Here is an 18,452-nt window from a genome sequence, read left to right on the forward strand (position 1 = left end):
GGAGTAGAAATTTTTTATGCACCCTGTTCGGATTGGAAAAATATTTGAATTATGTGATGAAGATGGCGCTTGGCCGAGACGTTCGCGGGAACGCGCCAAGTAACAAGCCACGAGACATTATTGATTTTATTCGTAAATCAGGTGATTCTTGGCATCTTGGTAAGCTTTGATCGGTTGGCAATGCGTTCTATTTCAGGTTCAGACGACGGTGTTCCCGCCATGATCGACGCAATCTATGAGGCGTCGCTTCATCCGGAAGGATGGGCCGGCGTCGTCCTTGCGCTGGAGGAGGTGCTCAAGGGGCCCACGGCACTCGTTGTTCAACGAGAAAGGCCCGTAGGAGCGATTGCCGCGGCCTCGGCGGCCGAAGAGCGGCACATCAGCAGCTATCTGGATCATTACTGGTCGGGCGATCGCGCGATGATGCGCATGAGGGTTGCGCCCGTGGGAGAGATTCTGCGCGACAGCGAGCTTGTGACGGACTCCGAACGCGGACGTCTCGAATTCTACAGCGATTATCTCGGCGAGATAGACGCGCATCGCGGAATCTATGCGTCGCTGCTGAAGTGCGGAGAGGAAACCATCACGCTGGGCGCGCATCGCCGTCGTTGCCAGGACGATTTCGATCAGGAGGACAAGCGCCTGCTCGGTCGATTGCTGCCGCATCTGAGCCGGAGCCTGCAAATCCACCGCCGGATGGAAGCCGCCGCTCTCCAGCGACATTCTTCAGTTCAGGCGCTCGATCATGCCGCGATCGGGCTTATCATCGTCAGCCGCGACGCGAATGTTCGATATGCAAACCGCATCGCCGAGGACCACCTGCGCGGTGGGGGCCTCGGCGTGAGCCGAAATCGCCTTCACGCATCGACGCCTTCGGCGACGCGCGACCTGCATGCGGCCATTGCAGGCGCGGCGATCCGGCCGGGCGGAGTCGCGGCATCGGTCACTATCCCGGTTCTCGACCCATCGGAGACGATCCACATCATCGCCGCACCGGTGCAGGCGGAGAGCGAGATCGGCTCCTTTACCGAGCCTATGGCCATGCTCATTCTCGGCAAGCCGACCGGGGCGACGATTCCCGACGATCGGCTGAGGAAAGCCTATGGCTTGACGGCGGCGGAGGCGCGGCTGCTGAGCGCGCTCGTGGCCGGCGAACGGCTCTCAGCCTATGCCGAGCGAACGCGGATCAGCATCACGACCGCAAAGTTTCACCTCTCCGCCTTGTTTGCGAAGACCGGAGTCCGCCGCCAGACCGATCTCATCCGGCTGGCGCTGGCCGACCCCGTTCTGCGGCTGCACATCGATCCCGCAACGATGTGAGGAGCCGGCCCAGGTCGCGCGTCAAAAACGGTACGCGACTGTGCCCATAACATTGCGCGGCGCCCCCATGAAGCAATCGCCGCGCGCGAGGCAGGAGGCGTAGAACTTGTCGTTGAACAGGTTGGTCGCGTTGATGGAGAAGCGCCAATCGCGCCAAAGGACCTCCGCCAGCGCATCGACCAGCGTGTTGTCCCCGGTCACGTTGGTCCAGGCCGGCCCGATCGACGTGCGCTTGCCGGTGTAGTGCACGCCGGCGCCAAGCCGCAGCGACGCCTCATCGCCCATCTCGAAGGTCTTGGTCGACCAGATCGATGCGGTGTGGCGCGGCAGATAATCGAAATAGTCCGCGTCCTTCGCGACGAGCTTGTTGTAGCCATAGCTCACCGACACGTCGAAATTGTCGGGCAGGGTGCGTGTGGCTTCGAACTCGACGCCCTTGGTGGTGAGTTCGCCCGACTGGATCTGGCCCAGCGGATTGGCGGGGTCGGCGACCGGGCGGTTGCTTTCCTTGATATGGAAGCCCGTCACCGTCACCAGCGTGTTGAGATCAGGCTGCCATTTGACGCCCGCTTCATATTGAACGCCGCGCTGTGGCTTGAAGGGCGAACCGTCGCTGGTGGCCCCCGCGATCGGCTGGAAGGATTCAGTGTAGCTGAAGAAGGGCGAGACGCCGGCGCCGATCTCGCCGATGATACCCGCGCGGAAGGTGGTCGCCTTGTCGACTTCGCCGCCGGCCGTGTCCACCCGGTCGCGCCGGACGCCCAGCACCACCGAGACGCGATCCCAGAGGCGGATCTGATCCTGCAGATAGAAGCCGAGCTGCTTCTGCGACTCTCGTGTCGAATATTGGTCGAGCGTGGGGATGGTCAGCGCATCGCGGTCGATATCGTATAGGTCGACGACCTCGTAATCGAACCCGCCGCGTTTCCTCACTTCATTCCAGCTATAGTCGACGCCGGCGAGCAGCAGGTGTTCGATCTGATCGCCGGTGTTGAACTTGAGCTGCAGATTGTTGTCGGTGGTGAAGACGTTGAGGTTGGCGTAGCTGCCGTCGCTGTAGAGGCCGATCAACCGCCCTGTGGGGTCGAGATAAGGGTTAGTTGGACTGGTATAGCTGTCTGTATAATGCGTGAAATAGGTGACATCGCTGTCGATGTAGCGCGCCTTGAGGTTGAGCTGCACGGCGTCGCTGAACCGGTGGCTGATCGAACCGCCGCCCTGGAGCAGGCGCCCGTCATAGCGGTCCCAGCCGGGCTTGCCGACGAAGAGGAAACGGTCGAGCTGCTCGGGATTATCGGGATTGTCCCTGAGTGTGCCGATGATCGGCAGGAATTGCGAGGTCGAGCCGCCGTCGTCCTCCTGATAGACCCCGAGCAACGTGATGTCGGTGTCCTCGGTCGGCTGCCAGCGGACCGATGGTGCGAAGAAGACGCGATCATCGGGCACATGATCGACATAGGTGTCGGCATTGCGCACGCGGCCGACCATCCGCACCGCGAACTTGTCGGAGAGGGCGGCGTTGACATCGGCGAAGGCTTCGATGCGATCGTAGCTGCCATAGGTGATGCCGGCTTCGCCGCCGGTCTCGAAGACGGGTGTCTTGGACACGAGGTTGACGAGGCCGCCGATCGATCCCTGGCCGAACAGGACTGAAGCCGGGCCGCGCACGACCTCCACGCGCGAAAAATTATACGGGTCCGCGGTGATGCTGGCATAATAGCTGAAGATGTCGCGCATGCCGTCACGGAACTGCAGCGCGTTGATTCCGCGAATGACGAAACCGTCGACGCGCGTGTCGCGGCCATAGGGATTGGCGGTGATGCCCGCGGCATAGCGGACGGTGTCACTGATGTTGATGGCCCCCTGCGCCCGGAACACGTCTTCGGTGATGATCGTGATCGGTTGCGGTGTTTCGATGAGCGGGGTTTCCGTCTTCGTTCCGGCAAATTCTTCAGTCCGGCTGGCCGTCACCAGAATGGTATCCGAACTATCTGCCTCCACAGGCGCATCGACGGGGGCTTCGCTTGCAGCCGCAACTTGCGGCCACAGCACCAGCATGGTTCCGGTCAATACGATTGCTTTTTTCATAACTAGCCCCGCGCAACGTTCCAAAAAGGGTCCCATTAACGCTAATGCTACCCATTCGCAATAGCGTTAATGGCTTGCGCATTAGTCGCGTTAATAATAACGACTTGCAAGAGCGCTGGAATTGGCTGGCCCATCAGGGAGGATTGATGTCGCCCACGTCACGAAAATGGTGTCGGATCCTTTTCGCGGGCCCCGGCGCCGTGATCATCGCGATCGTGATCATGGCGGGCATGACGCTGTGGTTGCCGCGCGGCGTGGCAGGGATCGACAATCTGGTCCTGCCGCTCGTGCTGGTCCCGCTGATCTGGGCGGGTCTCTTCTTTCACGCGTGCCTGGACCCAAGGCTTGGACGTGTCGCGATCGTGGCGCTCGGCTTGTTTGCGATCCACGGCGGGCTGGTCGCCCACAAATTCCTCGATCGTCCCGTCCCTAGCGGAGAGGTGCCGAAATGATCCATCTGCCCAGGGAAGAGACCAAGCTCATGGTCGCCGTCCACGGCTGGTCGGGCATCCTGCTCGGCCTGCTGCTCTACGCGGTTGTCATTACAGGCACGGTCGCTGTATTCGCCGAAGAGATCGGCATCTGGTCGGCAGGTCATGTCGAGACGCGATCGGCATTTGAGCGGCCGATCGACGGCGCCGTACGAGAACTCGGCGCGCGCACGCCAGCCAAATACCATGAGGGCGTCGACCTGTTCGAGATCGGCGACCATAATCTCGGCGCCTTTTTTCACCGGCATGAGACCGATCCCGATGGCACCCTCGTCAGCCGCGGCATCTATTATCAGCTCGACAGCGATGGCCGCGTGGCCAGGGAACTGCACGGCACCGGCGAGGAAGTATTCGGTCCGCGCAACGACGATGCGCTGAGCAGTTTTCTCGTCGACACCCATGTCCGGCTGCACGTTCCCGATCCATGGGGGCTGCTGCTGACGGGCATACTCGGGCTGGCAATGCTCGTTGCTGCCATATCGGGCCTGTTGATCCACCGCCATCTGTTCAAGGACATCTTTACACTGCGGCGGAAGGCCAGTCCCGTGCTCGCCAATCGAGACCGTCATAGCGTCGCCGGCACCTGGAGCCTGCCCTTTGCCTTCATGCTCGCCTTTACAGGCAGTTTCTTTTCCTTTTTCGGGACGATCGGCGTGCCCGTCGTGGCGATGGCCGCCTTCGGGGGCGATGTGCAGGCACTGAACGATGCGGTGTTCGGCAATCCGGGAAAGCCCGACCCGCGGGCCGTCGCGATCGGCAATCTCGACCGGATCGCCGCCGATTCCATTCGCCGCACCGGCGCCGCTCCCACTTTCGTCGCGATCGAGAATTTTGGTCGCGCCGACGCCAAGGTCAGCAGCTTCCACGATCCCAAGGCTGGCGACATTGAACCTGTTACGCTGCTTTACAACGGGGCAACCGCCGAGTTTGCGCACACCAAGCCATCGATCGGGGCCCGGCCGTCGACGGGTGGCACTCTGGCGGCGATCATGGCGCCGCTCCATTTCGGCAATTTCGCGGGAATTTTGTCGAAGGCGGCCTGGTTCGGGCTCGGGTTCGCGATGTGCTACGTGACGCTCACCGGCCTTCGTCTGTGGCTCGCGCGCCGGCGTGAGCGTACGCGATCGCTTGACTGGCTGGAGCGCGCGGTGGCGGTTGTTGGCTTCGGCCTGCCCTTTGCGCTCGTCGTCACAGCAGCCGCATTCCTGGTCGCCATGCCACTTGGAGTCGCCGTCTTCTGGACTCCCACCGCCTTCCTCATCGCCGCTGTGGCTGCGATCCTCGGCGGGATCTTCCTGCGCTCCGGCGCGGTTGTCGATCGCTGGCTGCAGGTCGGCACCGGGGTGGTCCTGCTGGTGCTTCCGCTGCTTCGGCTCCTCACCGGCGGGCCGGGCTGGGCGGATGCGATTTCGGTCGGTCAGCCGATCATCGCCGCGCTTGATCTTGCTTTCCCGCTGGCTGGCCTCTGGATGATCTGGAGCGTTTTCGGCGCGCGGCGCGGGCGCGGCGGCGTCGGCCTTTCCGCTTTGCAGGCGGCTGAATGATGATGTTGGTTTTCGCAGCGATCGTTTTCTCGACGATCCTCATCGTCATGCTCTGCTACGGCGATCCAAAGCGCCGCCGCGCTGCCAGCCTACCGGGCGAAGGGCATGGCGCCGGGTCTCGTCGGTTGCTCGCCGCCGCCGCCTGCTTGCCCGGTCTCTTGTGGGCGCTGTGGGGCGATTCCGCGGCTTTCCTTGTCTGGCTCGGGGGCTGCGCCGCTGCCGGCTGGATCGTCGCGCTGTGGTTCAGCCGGGCGCGTGAAGACGCGGGCTGACGCATCGCAAGCGGGACAGTTGCTGATACCACCGGGAATGCGCTGGCCTGACCGAAGCAGCTATGCAGCCCTTCGACCAGGCCTGCCCTCACAGGATATAGTCTAACTGGACCCACAACTTGCGCGTGTCGGTCGCGAAGCCGTCGGCGTCATAGTCAGCATATTTGAGCGTCAGCCCGAGCGTCTTCATCGGCTTCAACGTGATCTGCGCGTTCCATTCGGTGCCATAATTCATCGAGAGGCGGTCGCTGTCATACTGGTGCCAGGCGACAAGCATGGAGACGGGGCCGAGCGGACCGGCCTTTTTGATCGTGTAACCGCCGCTGGCATAGAAATCGCGGATGCCATTGGGCGGGGTCACGAGGAACTTGTCGGCCCAACCCTGGAATTTGTGGAGCGTCGCGAGCGGCGTCTGGAAACTTGTGAAGGCGGCGCCGTCATCCGCGCCCAACACCTCATAGCCGCCGGTGAGCGAGAAGCCCGCGACTTCCAATCCTGCCTCACCAAGCCAATAGTCGGCAGAATAGTCGTTGGGATTGTTGTGCCAGTCAGACTGGCGCGCATAGCTGGCGGTGAGGTTGAGCTTTGCCTTTGCGCCGAGCTTGAAGCCGCCTGTCGCGCGGACGCCATAGGTCTGGCTCGAGAACTGACGGCGGCCGGCTTCGTCCTGATCGATCAGAAAGGCCAGACTCTTGACCGTCACAGGGCCGAGCTTGACGCCCGCGGTTCCGAAGACATTGTCGCCCGAGATCGACTGGATCGGGCTGTCGATGCCGAAAATGGTACGATCCGACCAGCTATAGGTGAGATCGACTGTCACTGGCCCGAGTGCCGAGCTTTCGACGCGCACCGCATCGAAAGTCTGCTCGTTCTGCCGCCAGCCGACCGCGCCCACGAAACGCTGATCGTCGAGGTTGATGCGTTGCCGTCCGACCGTCACCACCGTCCTGGGCAGGCCCCGATACTGTATCTGGAGACGGTTGAGCTCGATATTCTCAGGGTCGGCGACCATCGGATATTGGGTGAGGCCGTTGGTGCTGCTGTTATATTGCTCGTTGATCGCGAGCGTAGCCTCGGATTCTGCAAGGAAGGAGAAATCCCCCTTTTTCAGCTCGAACCCGGCGCGCATCCGCGCGGTCACTGCATCGGCGTCGCGCGCGATCCCGTCCTGGTCGACGGTTTCATAGCGCAGCCGCGTATCGATCAGCGGCTTGAACTCCACGTCCTTGGCTAGCGCAGGCGCAGCGCTGGCAAGCAGACCCAACGCGAGGGCATATTTGAACATTATCTTTTCCCCTTCAAAAGACATCGCTCCAGGCCATCCTGTTTTCGGTCATTGCCACCACGCGGTCAGCGAGCAGGATTGCAGGTTCCAGCGCGCCAGGCTGTCGAACATGCCGACAATGAAACCAAACGTGCGGCCGTTATCGATCCGCTCCCAAGGTGCGGTTTAAAAAGACACGAAAAAAGCCGCCTCGAAAACCTGTCTGTGGAGACCGGTTCGGGCGGCGTCATTGCCTTCTGCACATTTCAAATTGAGAGAAATGCGCCTCGGATTCGTCCGCCATTGGACGCGTCCGGCTATTTTCTGTCCAGGCTCCATCGTCCAGACGTCATGAAGCTGTCACCGTTTTTTGTGCGGCGCAAGATAATTTTTGATGCACTGCAACAATTTTCCGTCGGCGTTCTCCGCGGGGCTACTGCAGACCCCGCGCGGGCGGAAAGACGAGTGCTCGCCATGGGCTATGAAAGCCATAATTTCCGCCACTGCCAACTGCGCTGGCGTCGAATGGTTGGATCGGTAGACCGACCGCATCACCGCGGCGCTTACCACCACCTTGCGGATCGAGGCGGCGCGCCCCGAATCATCCCGGGTCACGCGCCGCCGCGAAACGGCGATATCGGCCGGCCCGTCAGCGCTGGCCGATATCCCGCCCTTCAGGTCGAACGAAATACTGGCGCTCGCCGCCGGCTCCAATGCCGCGGCGGCGAGCGCGAAGGATCAACCTCGCCTCAGCGTAGCTTCATGCGGACGCCGACGCGGTATGCCCGCCCGAGCAGATCGCTATAGGTGCTGTTCGCGGCGAGACCGGTTTCGGGCAGCAGGATCGGATCGGCATCGAACAGATTGGTGACGTTGACGAAGAACTCCGCGTCGCCACGGCCCATCGCGTCGAACTTGAACGTCGCGTTGAGATCGACGTAGGTCGCGCCCCCGATGCTGTTATCCTCGTAGGTCGGGAACTGGTTGGTCGAGATCGGGCAGGTGGTCCCACACTCGATACCTGTGGCGTCGTACCTGCCGTCGCCTACCCCGCGCGCCGTCGCCGTCAGCGAGTAATCCTCGATGTCGTAGGTCGCGGTGAAACGGTAGATCCACTTCGGCGTGATCGATTGCGTGCCGGTGCCGACACCAAGCGTCCCGACGGAGTTGAGCGGCACAAATCCCGGCACCCCGGTGGTGACGATGTTGTCGGTGTAGCGCGTCGCCATGCCGCGCAGGGAGAGATTGCCCCCGGCGAGGGGCATCCGATACGCCGCTTCCAAATCGACACCGCGGATGACGAGGCTGGAGAAATTGACCGGCTGGCGGGCGATGAGGACGCGCGCAGGATTGGCGGGGTCAGGCGTGATCGCCGCGCAGAAGTCCGCCAGCCCCTCGAAACAGCGGTTGACGATGTCGTCCGCGCTGAGGCTGTCGATCGCGTCCTTCACCTTGACGTCAAAATAGTCGATCGACGCTGAGAAACCCGGAAGGAAGCGGGGCGCGAACACCGCGCCGACGTTCCACGAATCGGCCTTCTCCGGATTCAGATCCAGATTGCCCGTGATCGTGCCCAGGTAGGAGAGGCTTGCTCCATAGACGCCAGTTCCCGGCCCTGGATTGGACTGCCCGGGCACAAAGAACGGGTTGGTGACGGTGGAGGTGTTGGCGGTGCCTGCCTGGAACAGCTCGTTAAGGTTGGGCGCGCGAATGTCGCGCGAGCGCGTGACGCGCAGTCGAATGTCGTCGATCGGCTGCCAGGTCGCGCCCAGCTTCCACGTCGTGACATAGCCCGAGGTCGAATAGTCGGTGCCGCGCACCGCCCCGTTGAACTCGAATCCGAAGCCCAGTGGCACGACCGTTTCGAGATAGGCTTCCTTGACGTCGTAGCTGCCCTTGCTGGGGCGGTAGTTGCCGACCGACCAAACGCTGGTCGATGCGCCGGTAGTTGAGTTGAAGATGGGTTGGAATTCGGTGGGCACGAAGCCGGAAATCTTCTCCTTGCGATACTCGGCGCCGATCGCGACACTGACGTCGCCCGCCCAGGTCGCGAACGGCGTGAGCGACAGGTTGGCGCCGACCACGGTCTGTTCGAGCGTCTGATCGCGGAACGGATCGCCCAGAACATAGTCGACCGCAGCGGGATCGGCCACGCCGATGCCCAACAGGTTGAGCGGGCGGCAGGCGGGATCGTCATCCGTCGCGCTGGCGTTGACGTTGATCAGGCACTGGATCGAACCGACCGGAAGATTGTTTGGGTTGCCGGCGGGCGCGAACACGGCGGCGAGCGCGTTGTTTCTCCGCGTTGTTTGCTGAATATTGGTTAGCTGCTCGTGCAACTCGGCGCGACCGTACTGGCCGTAAACGTCCCAGCGCGCCTGCTTTCCGAAGGCGTCGAAACCACCCTCCGCGCCGATCAGATAGCGCTGCACCTTGCGCTCGTTGTTCGAGCCGCGGCCGGGCAGGTCGACGGCGGTCGTCGCCAGCGTGGCGCTGGTCAGGCCCGTTAGCCGCGCCGGTCCGAGCGTGTTGTAGAGGAAAGCGTTGCAAGTAAGCGGAGCCGCCGCAGCCGTCGCCGCAGTGCCGCATCCAGTCGCACTTAACGACAGGCCGGTCATCAGGTTCGGACCAGCGTTGAACAGTGTTTCCTGCCGATTGTACGAGGCCTCGGCGAAAAGCGTGAACGCGTCGCTGACATCGAAGCTCAGCCTGCCGAAGAGACCATAGCGGTCTTCTTCCGAGTTGAGGCCGATGCGGCGGCCCGAATCATTGATCCGCCAGTCACCGCCCTGTGTCAGGGAGGGGGTCGAGGAGCAGGCAGGCGACGGAAACGTCAGGCTGCCATACTGGTACTGGTTGATAGAGCCGGCCTGACCGAAATAGGTGCCGCAGAGCCGGTTGGCGACGCCACCGGCCGAACCGGTAATTAGCCCACCGGGGGTTGAGTTGGCTGCGCCGACCTGGGTGCGGAAGAGGTACCGCGGCACTGTGCTGTTGGCTGTCCAGGCAGGGTTCTGGATGCGCACGAAGCCGGTGTGGTTCCAGTCACGATCAACCTCGAAGATGCCGTCCGTGTGGGCGAGCTCGCCGGCCAGGATCAGGCGGCCGCGTCCATCGGCGAACTTAAAGCCGGCGGCAATATCAGCCGAGTAGTTGAAGCCGTCGCCCCTTTCGGTGATGCCGGTGTCGGCGGACAGCTTCAGGCCCTCGAACTTCTTGTTGAGGATGAAGTTGGTCACGCCGGCAACCGCGTCGGAGCCATACTGAGCCGAGGCACCACCCGTCACCACTTCGACGCGTTCCACGAGCGACTGGGGGATCGTATTGACGTCGACGACGCCATTGGCGGTTGAACCCACCGACCGCCGCCCGTCGATCAGCACGAGCGTGCGAACGGTGCCCAGGCTGCGCAGGTTGAGCGCGTTGATTCCCGCGATACCATCGCTGAGGTTGAGGCGCGAGTTCGACGGACGGATGGACGCCGCGAGCGCTGGAAGCTGATTGACGAAGTCCGCGATGTTGTTGGTCGGCGAGGAATTCTCGATGTCCGCCTCGGTCAGCACCTGTAGCGGGGTCGGCGCCTGGAAGCCGTCGCGCACGACGCGCGTTCCGGTGACCACGATCTCGCTGCCATCGGCGCCGGTCGCGGACGTTTCCGCCGGCGCGCCGTCCTGCGCATGTGCCATCGTCGTGCCTGCCCAGCACAGCGTGGCAAGCGCCGTCCCCGTCACCAGAAAACGCCGCATCGCCGTCACGTCACGCATATTGACCCCCTTATTAGGATTCCGCCTCCCCAGGCGGCTCGCGCCATTAACGATCAGATCAAGAAGCGCGCGGCATAGTATCTGTTTGCCGGGCCATAACCACACGGCATTCTGTCATATTTATGCCACACCGGAGTCCGCTGCGTCGTGTGTCCACGTTCACGACCATTGACTGGAGTTACGCTTGGCGTGACGAAAGGGACAGGGGGCCACGCACGGCCGCAGGAGGCCGAATGCCAGCCCGACATATGCAATGGAAATCCTGCAATGGGTGAGGGCGCAGCCCTGACGGCAAGCGATCTGCCGACAGAGGAAACCGTGCGCGCGTTGCCATCGCCGCTCGCGCGGCGGGCGTTGTACATCTTGCTCGGCTTTTCGGCGGGACTGCCCTTCTACATGTTCTCGACGGTGCTGATGCTCAGGCTGCAGGCGCATGGCGTCGGCGTCGTCATCATCGGCTTCTTCGCCTGGGTGCAATTGCTGCCGACCTTCAAATTCCTGTGGGCACCAATGCTCGACCGCTTCGACGTGCCCGGATTCGCGCGTTTCTGGGGCAAGCGCCGCGGCTGGATCATGCTCTCGCAGCTCGGCATCTTCACCGCGATGGTCGCGATGGCGTTCACATCGTCGGACGAGAACCTCGCTGTCACCGCGTTGTTCGCGGTGCTCCTTGCCTTCTGGACCACGACGCTCGAGGTGGCGGCGGACGCCTGGCGCATCGAACTCGCGCCGACCCAGGCGGAGCAAGGCCCGATCGCAGCGGCGAACCTGTGGGGCTACCGCACCGCGATGGTCGCGGCGGGGAGTGGCGCGTTGCTGATCGCCGACCATGCCGACTGGACCATCGCCTATCTCGCCATAGCCGCGGCAGCCTTTCTGCCTTTCCCGATTCTCGCCGCCATGCGCCCCGATCCCGGGCACGGCGGCAGTCGCTGGCCGGCACTCGCCATCGGCGTCGGCACGAGCGTGGCGATCCTGTTCGCCGCCATGGCGCTGGCCGCGGCGGTCGGCTGGGTGATATTGGGCACGGCCGCGAATATGGGGATGAGCGACAAGACCAACGTCACGCCCTATGTGCTCGTGATCTGCATGGTGCCGTTCCTGATCATGGCGGCGGCGATACCCAGGATCCGCACGCTGCCAGCAGCGCATCCGCTTCGGCAATCGGCCGCGATCGGCCCCTATGTCGATTTCTTCTGGCGCTATGCCTATGGCGCACTGCTGCTCATGGCGTTCGTCTCGGTCTATCGGATGGGCGACGTTCTCGCGCTCAACCTGTCCAAGCCGATGATCAAGGAACTGGGCTATTCGCTGAGCGAGATCGGGCGCGCCGACAGCTATGTGGCGCTTATCGCAAGCATAATCGGCGTGGGGCTTGGCGGCTGGATGGCCGCGCGCTGGCGCTGGGGTGTCACGCTCTCGATCGGTGCGGTCTTCGCCGCGCTGGGCAATTTCGGCTTTGTCTGGCTGGCGCATCAAAGCCCGAGCGAGATGATGCTTTACATCGCTACCGCCGCGGATCAGTTCGGAAATGGCATGGCGGGCGCGATCTTCGTCGTCTATCTCTCGATGCTGGTGAACCCGCGTTATCCCGGTGCGCAATATGCCTTTCTATCGGGCTTCGCCTTTCTGTTGCCGCGACTGCTGTCGGGGGCGGGCGGCGCGATGGTGGTGCGGATCGGCTATGACGGCTTCTTCATCCTTTCAGGGCTGGTAAGCCTTGGCGCGATCCTCTTCCTGCCGTTGATCGCCCGCATCAGGCCAAGGACGGAGAAGATATGATCGACCAGGCCTTCGCGCCCGCTGCGGCTGCCGTTGCGGACGGCAGTATTCCGGGCGCGACGCTGGGTATCGTGGCAGCCGATGGCAGGCGCTGGACAAGGACCGCGGGCATGGCAGCGCTGGTGCCCGAACCCCAGCCCCTGACCGCCGACCACTGGTTCGACCTCGCCTCCGTCAGCAAGGTGATTGCGACGACAATGATGATCCTCGAACTCGCCGAGCGGGGCAGGATCGCGCTCGACGCGCCGTTGATCGGCGCGATTCCCGATCTGCGGCAATATGACGTCGCCAACGCCGCCGAGCGCAAGATCACCTTTCGCGATTGCCTGGCGCACCGAACGTTCCTGCCTGCGGTCGAGCCGATCTACACCTATGGCGACGACCCGGCGCGGCTGCGTGCATTCGTGCTCCAGCGCGAATGGCGGCAGGGCCCGGCCGTCTATTCGGACATCAACTATATTCTGCTCGGCATCGCGATAGAGCGCATCACCGGCGCGCCGCTGTCCGATTGGGCGCTTGGCTATGGCCTGACCTTCGGGCCACCGCCCGGTCCCGCGGTCGCCACCGAGCATTGCCAGTGGCGCGGCCGGATCCTCAAGGGCGAGGTCCATGACGAAAACGCCTATGCGCTGGGCGGCGCGTCCGGCCATGCCGGGCTGTTCGGCACGGTGGACGGCGTATTGGGCTTTGCCGAAGGGCTGCTCAACGGCAGCGGCGCATCGCCCGCGACGCTTGCTGCAATCCGCACGCGGATGAACGGCGATCGCACCGCGGGGTGGGAGCGCCGTTTTGCGGGCTGGTCGGGCGGCGATGCCTGTTCGGACGAGACGATTGGGCATACTGGCTTCACCGGCACGGGCCTGTGGATCGATTTCGACCGCGGCCTTGCCTGGACGCTGCTCACCAACCGCGTCCACCCGACGCGGCACCGCGACAGCGGCATCTTCGCGCTGCGGCCCGCCACGGGCGATGCGGTAATCGCCGCCTGGCAGGGTTGAGTCCGGCCTCAGTTCTCCGCGGCGATCATTTCCAGCACCGCATCCATCGTCGAAGTCGCGCCGGCATCGCCGGGGACGTCATTGGCGTAGATCGCGAAGACCAGCGTACGCCCGCTCCCTGCAATCATCTGCCCGGCAAGCGCGTTGGTGGCGTTGAGCGTGCCCGTCTTCGCAAAGACGCGCCCTTCGAGAGCCGTCCCCTTGAACCGGCGTGAGAGCGTGCCGCTGCGCCCTCCGACCGGAAGCGTGTCGCGCCACGCCGCGCCCCAGGGTTGCGCCCCGATCCAGTGCAGGAAGGTGACGACACCGCGCGGCGAAACGCGATTATAGGTCGACATGCCCGAACCGTCCGAAAAGTCATAGGCGGTGCGCGGCACCCCGGCGCGGGCAAGCATCGCGTCGATCACGGCTATGCCGTCAGCGATCGAACCGGTGCCCTCGGTGTTCCCGAGCCGGCGCAACAGCAGCTCGGCGTGGAGATTCTGGCTTTCGACGTTGATGCGCGTCAGATCCTCGCCAAGTGGCGGCGGGGTAAGTTGCGCGAGCGGCGCGGCGTGCGGCGGTCGCGGCGGTGGCGTCCCCTTGCGCGTGGCCGGATCATCGATGGGCAAGTGCGGACGGTGCCGCGCCACTGCTCCACCCGTTACGCGCACGCCGCGCGCCTCGAGCAGCGCCTTCATGCGCCACGCCGCATAATGCGCCGGATCGTCGATCGAGAACCGCAGCCGCTCGGGCGCGGCCCCGACCGGGATGCTGCCGGTCAGCCGCACGACGCTGCCATTGGGCGCGCGGTCGATGGAAAGATTCTCCTCGCCCGCAGCCACGGTCAGCGCATGATTCTCGATCGTGTAATAAGGGTGCGCGAGCGCCACGTGCGGCGGCGTGCCCGCGGTGCCGGGGGTCGCGACCAGCAGCAGTTCGTTGTCGTCCAGCGTCAGCGCCGAGGTGGCGGTGCCGTAGCGCGACGAGATGTTGTTCCAGCTCATTCCCGGGCTCCAGCGCTCATCGGGAAACAGCGTGTCATCGCCGACAATGTTGCCGACGATGCGCGTCCGTGCCGCAACCGCATCGGCCAGCGCGGCAAGGCAATTGGCCGCGCAATCGGCGGCGCTCGAAAGCCGTGCATCGCCTCTGCCGATCAGGACCACATCGGGTGCGCCCGGGCCGTCATCGTCCAGCCGCACAGCCGCGCCACCATTGGTGTCGGGCTGGTCGAGCGCACTGAGCGTCGCATAGGCGGCCGCGGTCGTGAAGATCTTTGTGTTGGACGCGGGTATGAAGCGGTCGTCGGGGGAGATCGCGATCAGGTCCTTGCCGTCCGCGGTTGTGACGACCAGACCGAAGCGCGTTCCAGGGCCTGCCTTGGCCAGTCTGGCCTCGATCCGTGCCTGGAGCGGGGGCTGGGCCACGGCCGGTACGGCCGCGGCCGCGAGGAAAAGCGCAAGCGCTGGTCGCAACAGGATCATGCCATGACCCTAAGCCCAACCGTGTGAGGCGCAATTGCGCGTGCTCATTCTGAGCGTTGGCCCGCCTATAACCGTCTGGCATGACAGGGGAGTTCGCGCTTGCAGCGCCACGCCCCGCACTTCAACAGTGGGGCATGGCGTTACTGAGGGGGCTTTGGTTCATACTGTGCGCGGCGGGGCTGATGCTGGCCCAACCGGCCGCTGCCGACGACCGCGACGCGCTTGCCGCCGCGCTGGCGCTCCCCGTCGCGAGCGGGCTTGCGGGCGCGCGCGACGTGCCGCGCTTTGCATGGATCGAAAGCGCGGCTGGCGTGCGCAACATCTGGACCGCCGATCCCGGCGCCCCGGCGCGCAAACTTTCGGCGTACAGCGCCGACGACGGCCAGCAGCTCTATGACCTGACATTCAGCAACAGCGGCGCGCATCTTGCCTTTGTCGCGGGCGGTGACGGTGAGTTTCCCGATGATGATCGGCCCAATACGGGCCCGGCGGCGGAGGTCCCTGCGCAACAGGTCTTCGTCGTCGCATGGGATGCCGGCGCGCCTTCGCTGGTGGGTGAGGGGCACTCGCCCGCATTCGATCCGCGTGGCGAACGGTTGGCCTATACGCGCAAGGGCGAAGTGTGGATGTGGCACCGCGGTGCCGAATCGCGAAAACTTGCGACGGTGACGGGCGATGTGACCGGGCTGCAATGGTCCCCGGATGGCAGCCGGCTATTGTTCGTCGACAATCGCGACGATCACAGTTTCGTGGCGGTGCTCGACATTGCGTCGGCGCGGCTTACCTATCTCGATCCCGGCCTCGGCTATTCGGTCGAACCCATATTCTCGCCCGATGGACGGCAGGTCGCGTTCGTCCGCTATGTCGACCCGCCCCAGGGCGCGTCGGATGACACGGGCCCCTATTGGTCGATCCGGATCGCTGATGCTGCCAGTGGCGCGGCGCGCGAACTTTGGGCCGCCCCGCCGGGTAAGGGCGGGCGCTATTACGGCACGCGCAGCCGCAACCTGTTCTGGAGCAGCCGGGGTGAGATCCTGTTCCCGTGGGAGCGCAGCGGCTGGGTGCACGCCTACGCCATCGACGCCTCAAAAGGCGGCACGCCGCGTGCGCTGACCCAGGACGCGTTCGAGGTGGAGAGCTTTCTCCTCGACGCCACCGGCCGCAATCTGATCTATGCGAGCAATGCGGGCGACATCGACCGGCGGCATGTCTGGCGCCAGCGTCTCGACGGCGGCGTGCCCGAGGCGCTGACGCATGGCGACGGGATAGAGAGCAACCCGACGATCGCGGGCGATGCGCTTGCGGTGATCGCGAGCGATGCGCGGCGTCCGGCACATCCCGCGCTGGTCGCGCGCGCGCTGCAGCCGCTCGGCAAGGTCGTCGAGGCGCAGGGATTCATTGCGCCCGAGGCGGTGATGTTCACGGCGGAGGACGGCGTCGAGGTGCACGGCCAGTTGTTCCGCGGCCGTGCGAACGGCAAGCGACCCGCGATCGTCTTCGTTCATGGCGGGCCACGGCGTCAGATGCTGCTGGGTTTTCACCCATCGGGCTATTATTCGAAAACCTATGCGATGAACCAGTATCTCGCGTCGCAAGGCTATACGGTGCTGTCGGTCAACTATCGCAGCGGCACCGGCTATGGGCAGGCGTTTCGCGACGCCCGCGATACGGGCCGGGGCGGTGCGTCCGAATATCGTGACGTGCTTGCCGCCGGGCGCTGGCTCGCCGGGCAGTCCGATGTCGATCCCGATCGGATCGGCATCTGGGGCGGAAGCTGGGGCGGCTATCTGACGGCACTGGCGCTGGCGCGTGACAGCGCGCTCTTCGCCGCAGGAGTCGATCTGCACGGCGTGCACACGCTGCTGCGAACCGTGCCGGGCAATCTCTCACCCAAGGCGCAGGAGGCAGCGCGCCAGCTTCAATGGGACAGTTCTCCCATGGCGGCGCTCGATCGCTGGAAATCGCCGGTGCTGCTGATCCACGGCGACGACGACAAGAATGTGGCCTTCTGGCAGTCGCTGCTGCTGGCGCGCGAACTTGCGGCGCGGCGCATTCCTTTTGAGGAACTGACGTTCCCCAATGAACGCCACAGCTTTTTCCGTCATGATAGCTGGCTGCGAAGCATGGATGCGACCAGGGCCTTTTTCGACGAGAATCTGAAGGGCGAACCAAAGTGAAAATCTGGCTTCGCAACATGCTCGCGCTGGTCTGCGCATTCATTGGGATCGCCACGGCCCAAGCCGAGCCCGCGACGCTGATCCGGGGCGCGCGCGTTTTCGATGGCACGGGTGCACCCGCGAAGCTTCGTGATGTGCTGGTGCGCGGGGACCGGATCGTCGCTGTGGCGCGGCGCATTTCCGCACGCGATGCCGAAATTGTCGATGCAAGCGGGATGACGCTGATCCCGGGTCTGCACGATCTGCATATCCATACCCCGCGCGCTGCGTTCGAAAACGCTGAAACGCTCGCTGCCACGCACCGGCCCTATCTGGCGAGCGGGGTCACATCGGTGAACGAATATTCGGTTTCGGGGCCAATGCTCGCGCCGATCCGCGCGATCGAGACATCTGCGCTGGTCGAGGCGCCGCACATGGTCCTCGCGATCCGGCTTGGTGTGCCGCACGGTCACGGCACCGAATCCGAATTCACCAATTCGATCACGACCCAGGTAACCACGCCCGCCGAAGCACGCGCAGCAATGGAGCGGCTGCTTCCCTATCGCCCCGGTGTAATCAAGGTTTTCGCGGATGGCTGGCGCTATGCGCGCGATGCCGACCTGCCCGACATGGACCTGCCGACATTGAAGGCGATCGTCGATGCCGCGCACGCTGACGGCATCCGTGTCGTGACGCATACCGTCACGCTCGCGGGCGCCAAGATCGCGGCGCGCGCGGGCGTGGATGCGCTGGTGCACGGGGTGGGGGATGCGCTGGTCGATCGCGAACTCATCCGGCTGATGAAGAAGCATCGCACCAGCTATGTGCCGACGCTGGCGGTCTATGAGCCGCAGCAGGATCGCAGGCTGCTTCCCGCGGAATGGAGCCGTCTGCGCCCCCGCGACCTCGAGCGCGAAACCCAGCGCCGCGCCGAGGCGGTTCAGCCCATCCGCGACTATGAATCGAAACGTTGGCAGATCATGCAGGACAATGTCCGGCTGCTCCACGCGGCGGGCATCAGGATCGGCATCGGCACCGATACTGGCATTGGCGGCGTCTATCCCGGCCTTGCAGCACAGCGCGAGATCCGGTTGCTGACCACGCTTGGCTTCACGCCGCGCGAGGCGCTGGCGGCGGCGACAACCACCAGCGCCCGCATCATGGGCGCGCGAAACCATGGCAGGATCGCCCGCGGCCAGCGCGCTGATCTGGTGCTGGTGGCAGGCAGGCCCGACGAGCAGATCGAGGATTTGTATCAGGTGCGCCGGACATGGGTTTCGGGACGCGCCGTGAGTTTTGACTAAATG

13 protein-coding genes are annotated in these 18,452 nt (G+C 64.2%); 8 read left to right on the forward strand and 5 right to left on the reverse strand.

Annotation, left to right across the window (positions count from 1 at the left end):
* Window positions 1-219: 219 nt before the first annotated feature.
* Window positions 220-1,320 (forward strand): helix-turn-helix transcriptional regulator, encoded by a 1,101-nt coding sequence (locus D3876_RS10320; RefSeq protein WP_119761947.1) that lies wholly within the window; start codon window positions 220-222, stop codon window positions 1,318-1,320.
* 21 nt (window positions 1,321-1,341) lie between these two features.
* Here D3876_RS10320 and D3876_RS10325 read toward each other — a convergent pair whose 3' ends face one another.
* Window positions 1,342-3,408, reverse strand: a complete 2,067-nt coding sequence (locus D3876_RS10325) for a TonB-dependent siderophore receptor (RefSeq protein ID WP_119761949.1) — start codon at window positions 3,406-3,408, stop codon at window positions 1,342-1,344.
* A 146-nt stretch (window positions 3,409-3,554) separates the two neighbouring features.
* Between D3876_RS10325 and D3876_RS10330 the strand changes: the two genes are divergently transcribed.
* The 3 genes from D3876_RS10330 to D3876_RS10340 are packed head-to-tail and all read left to right on the forward strand — an operon-like array spanning window position 3,555 to window position 5,715.
* A complete protein-coding gene (locus D3876_RS10330; RefSeq protein ID WP_119761950.1) occupies window positions 3,555-3,860 on the forward strand; it encodes a hypothetical protein in 306 nt (101 codons plus the stop codon).
* The gene (locus tag D3876_RS10335) at window positions 3,857-5,443 is read left to right on the forward strand and encodes a PepSY-associated TM helix domain-containing protein (RefSeq protein WP_119761952.1); all 1,587 of its coding nucleotides are present in this window, start codon (window positions 3,857-3,859) and stop codon (window positions 5,441-5,443) included. Before D3876_RS10330 ends, D3876_RS10335 begins: the two co-directional genes overlap by 4 nt.
* Complete coding sequence (locus D3876_RS10340) at window positions 5,440-5,715, forward strand: hypothetical protein (RefSeq protein ID WP_119761954.1); 276 nt, start codon at window positions 5,440-5,442, stop codon at window positions 5,713-5,715. The genes D3876_RS10335 and D3876_RS10340 overlap by 4 nt, the downstream gene beginning before the upstream one ends.
* Window positions 5,716-5,803: 88 nt before the next feature.
* Here D3876_RS10340 and D3876_RS10345 read toward each other — a convergent pair whose 3' ends face one another.
* From D3876_RS10345 to D3876_RS10355, 3 genes are all read right to left on the reverse strand, one after another.
* The gene (locus D3876_RS10345; protein WP_119761956.1) at window positions 5,804-7,000 is read right to left on the reverse strand and encodes an alginate export family protein; all 1,197 of its coding nucleotides are present in this window, start codon (window positions 6,998-7,000) and stop codon (window positions 5,804-5,806) included.
* Window positions 7,001-7,339: 339 nt separating this feature from the next.
* On the reverse strand, window positions 7,340-7,693 hold the full coding sequence (locus tag D3876_RS10350; RefSeq protein WP_119761957.1) for a hypothetical protein: 354 nt from the start codon (window positions 7,691-7,693) through the stop codon (window positions 7,340-7,342).
* A gap of 35 nt (window positions 7,694-7,728) precedes the next feature.
* Window positions 7,729-10,743 carry a TonB-dependent receptor domain-containing protein gene (locus tag D3876_RS10355; protein WP_119761959.1) on the reverse strand — a complete coding sequence of 1,005 codons (3,015 nt, stop codon included), beginning with the start codon at window positions 10,741-10,743 and terminating at the stop codon, window positions 7,729-7,731.
* Between the two features lie 267 nt (window positions 10,744-11,010).
* Between D3876_RS10355 and D3876_RS10360 the strand changes: the two genes are divergently transcribed.
* Window positions 11,011-12,525, forward strand: a complete 1,515-nt coding sequence (locus D3876_RS10360) for an MFS transporter (protein ID WP_238475324.1) — start codon at window positions 11,011-11,013, stop codon at window positions 12,523-12,525.
* Window positions 12,522-13,523, forward strand: coding sequence for a serine hydrolase domain-containing protein (locus tag D3876_RS10365; protein ID WP_119761961.1), 1,002 nt, complete (start codon window positions 12,522-12,524; stop codon window positions 13,521-13,523). Before D3876_RS10360 ends, D3876_RS10365 begins: the two co-directional genes overlap by 4 nt.
* Before the next feature lie 8 nt (window positions 13,524-13,531).
* On the opposite strand, the gene dacB is transcribed toward D3876_RS10365, so the two are convergent.
* On the reverse strand, window positions 13,532-14,989 hold the full coding sequence (gene dacB / locus D3876_RS10370; RefSeq protein WP_119761962.1) for a D-alanyl-D-alanine carboxypeptidase/D-alanyl-D-alanine endopeptidase: 1,458 nt from the start codon (window positions 14,987-14,989) through the stop codon (window positions 13,532-13,534).
* Between the two features lie 134 nt (window positions 14,990-15,123).
* Between dacB and D3876_RS10375 the strand changes: the two genes are divergently transcribed.
* Window positions 15,124-17,166 (forward strand): prolyl oligopeptidase family serine peptidase, encoded by a 2,043-nt coding sequence (locus tag D3876_RS10375; RefSeq protein ID WP_238475325.1) that lies wholly within the window; start codon window positions 15,124-15,126, stop codon window positions 17,164-17,166.
* Window positions 17,163-18,449, forward strand: a complete 1,287-nt coding sequence (locus tag D3876_RS10380) for an amidohydrolase family protein (protein WP_119761966.1) — start codon at window positions 17,163-17,165, stop codon at window positions 18,447-18,449. The genes D3876_RS10375 and D3876_RS10380 overlap by 4 nt, the downstream gene beginning before the upstream one ends.
* Window positions 18,450-18,452 lie beyond the last annotated feature (3 nt).

Source organism: Sphingomonas cavernae (assembly GCF_003590775.1).
GTDB lineage: Bacteria > Pseudomonadota > Alphaproteobacteria > Sphingomonadales > Sphingomonadaceae > Sphingobium_A > Sphingobium_A cavernae.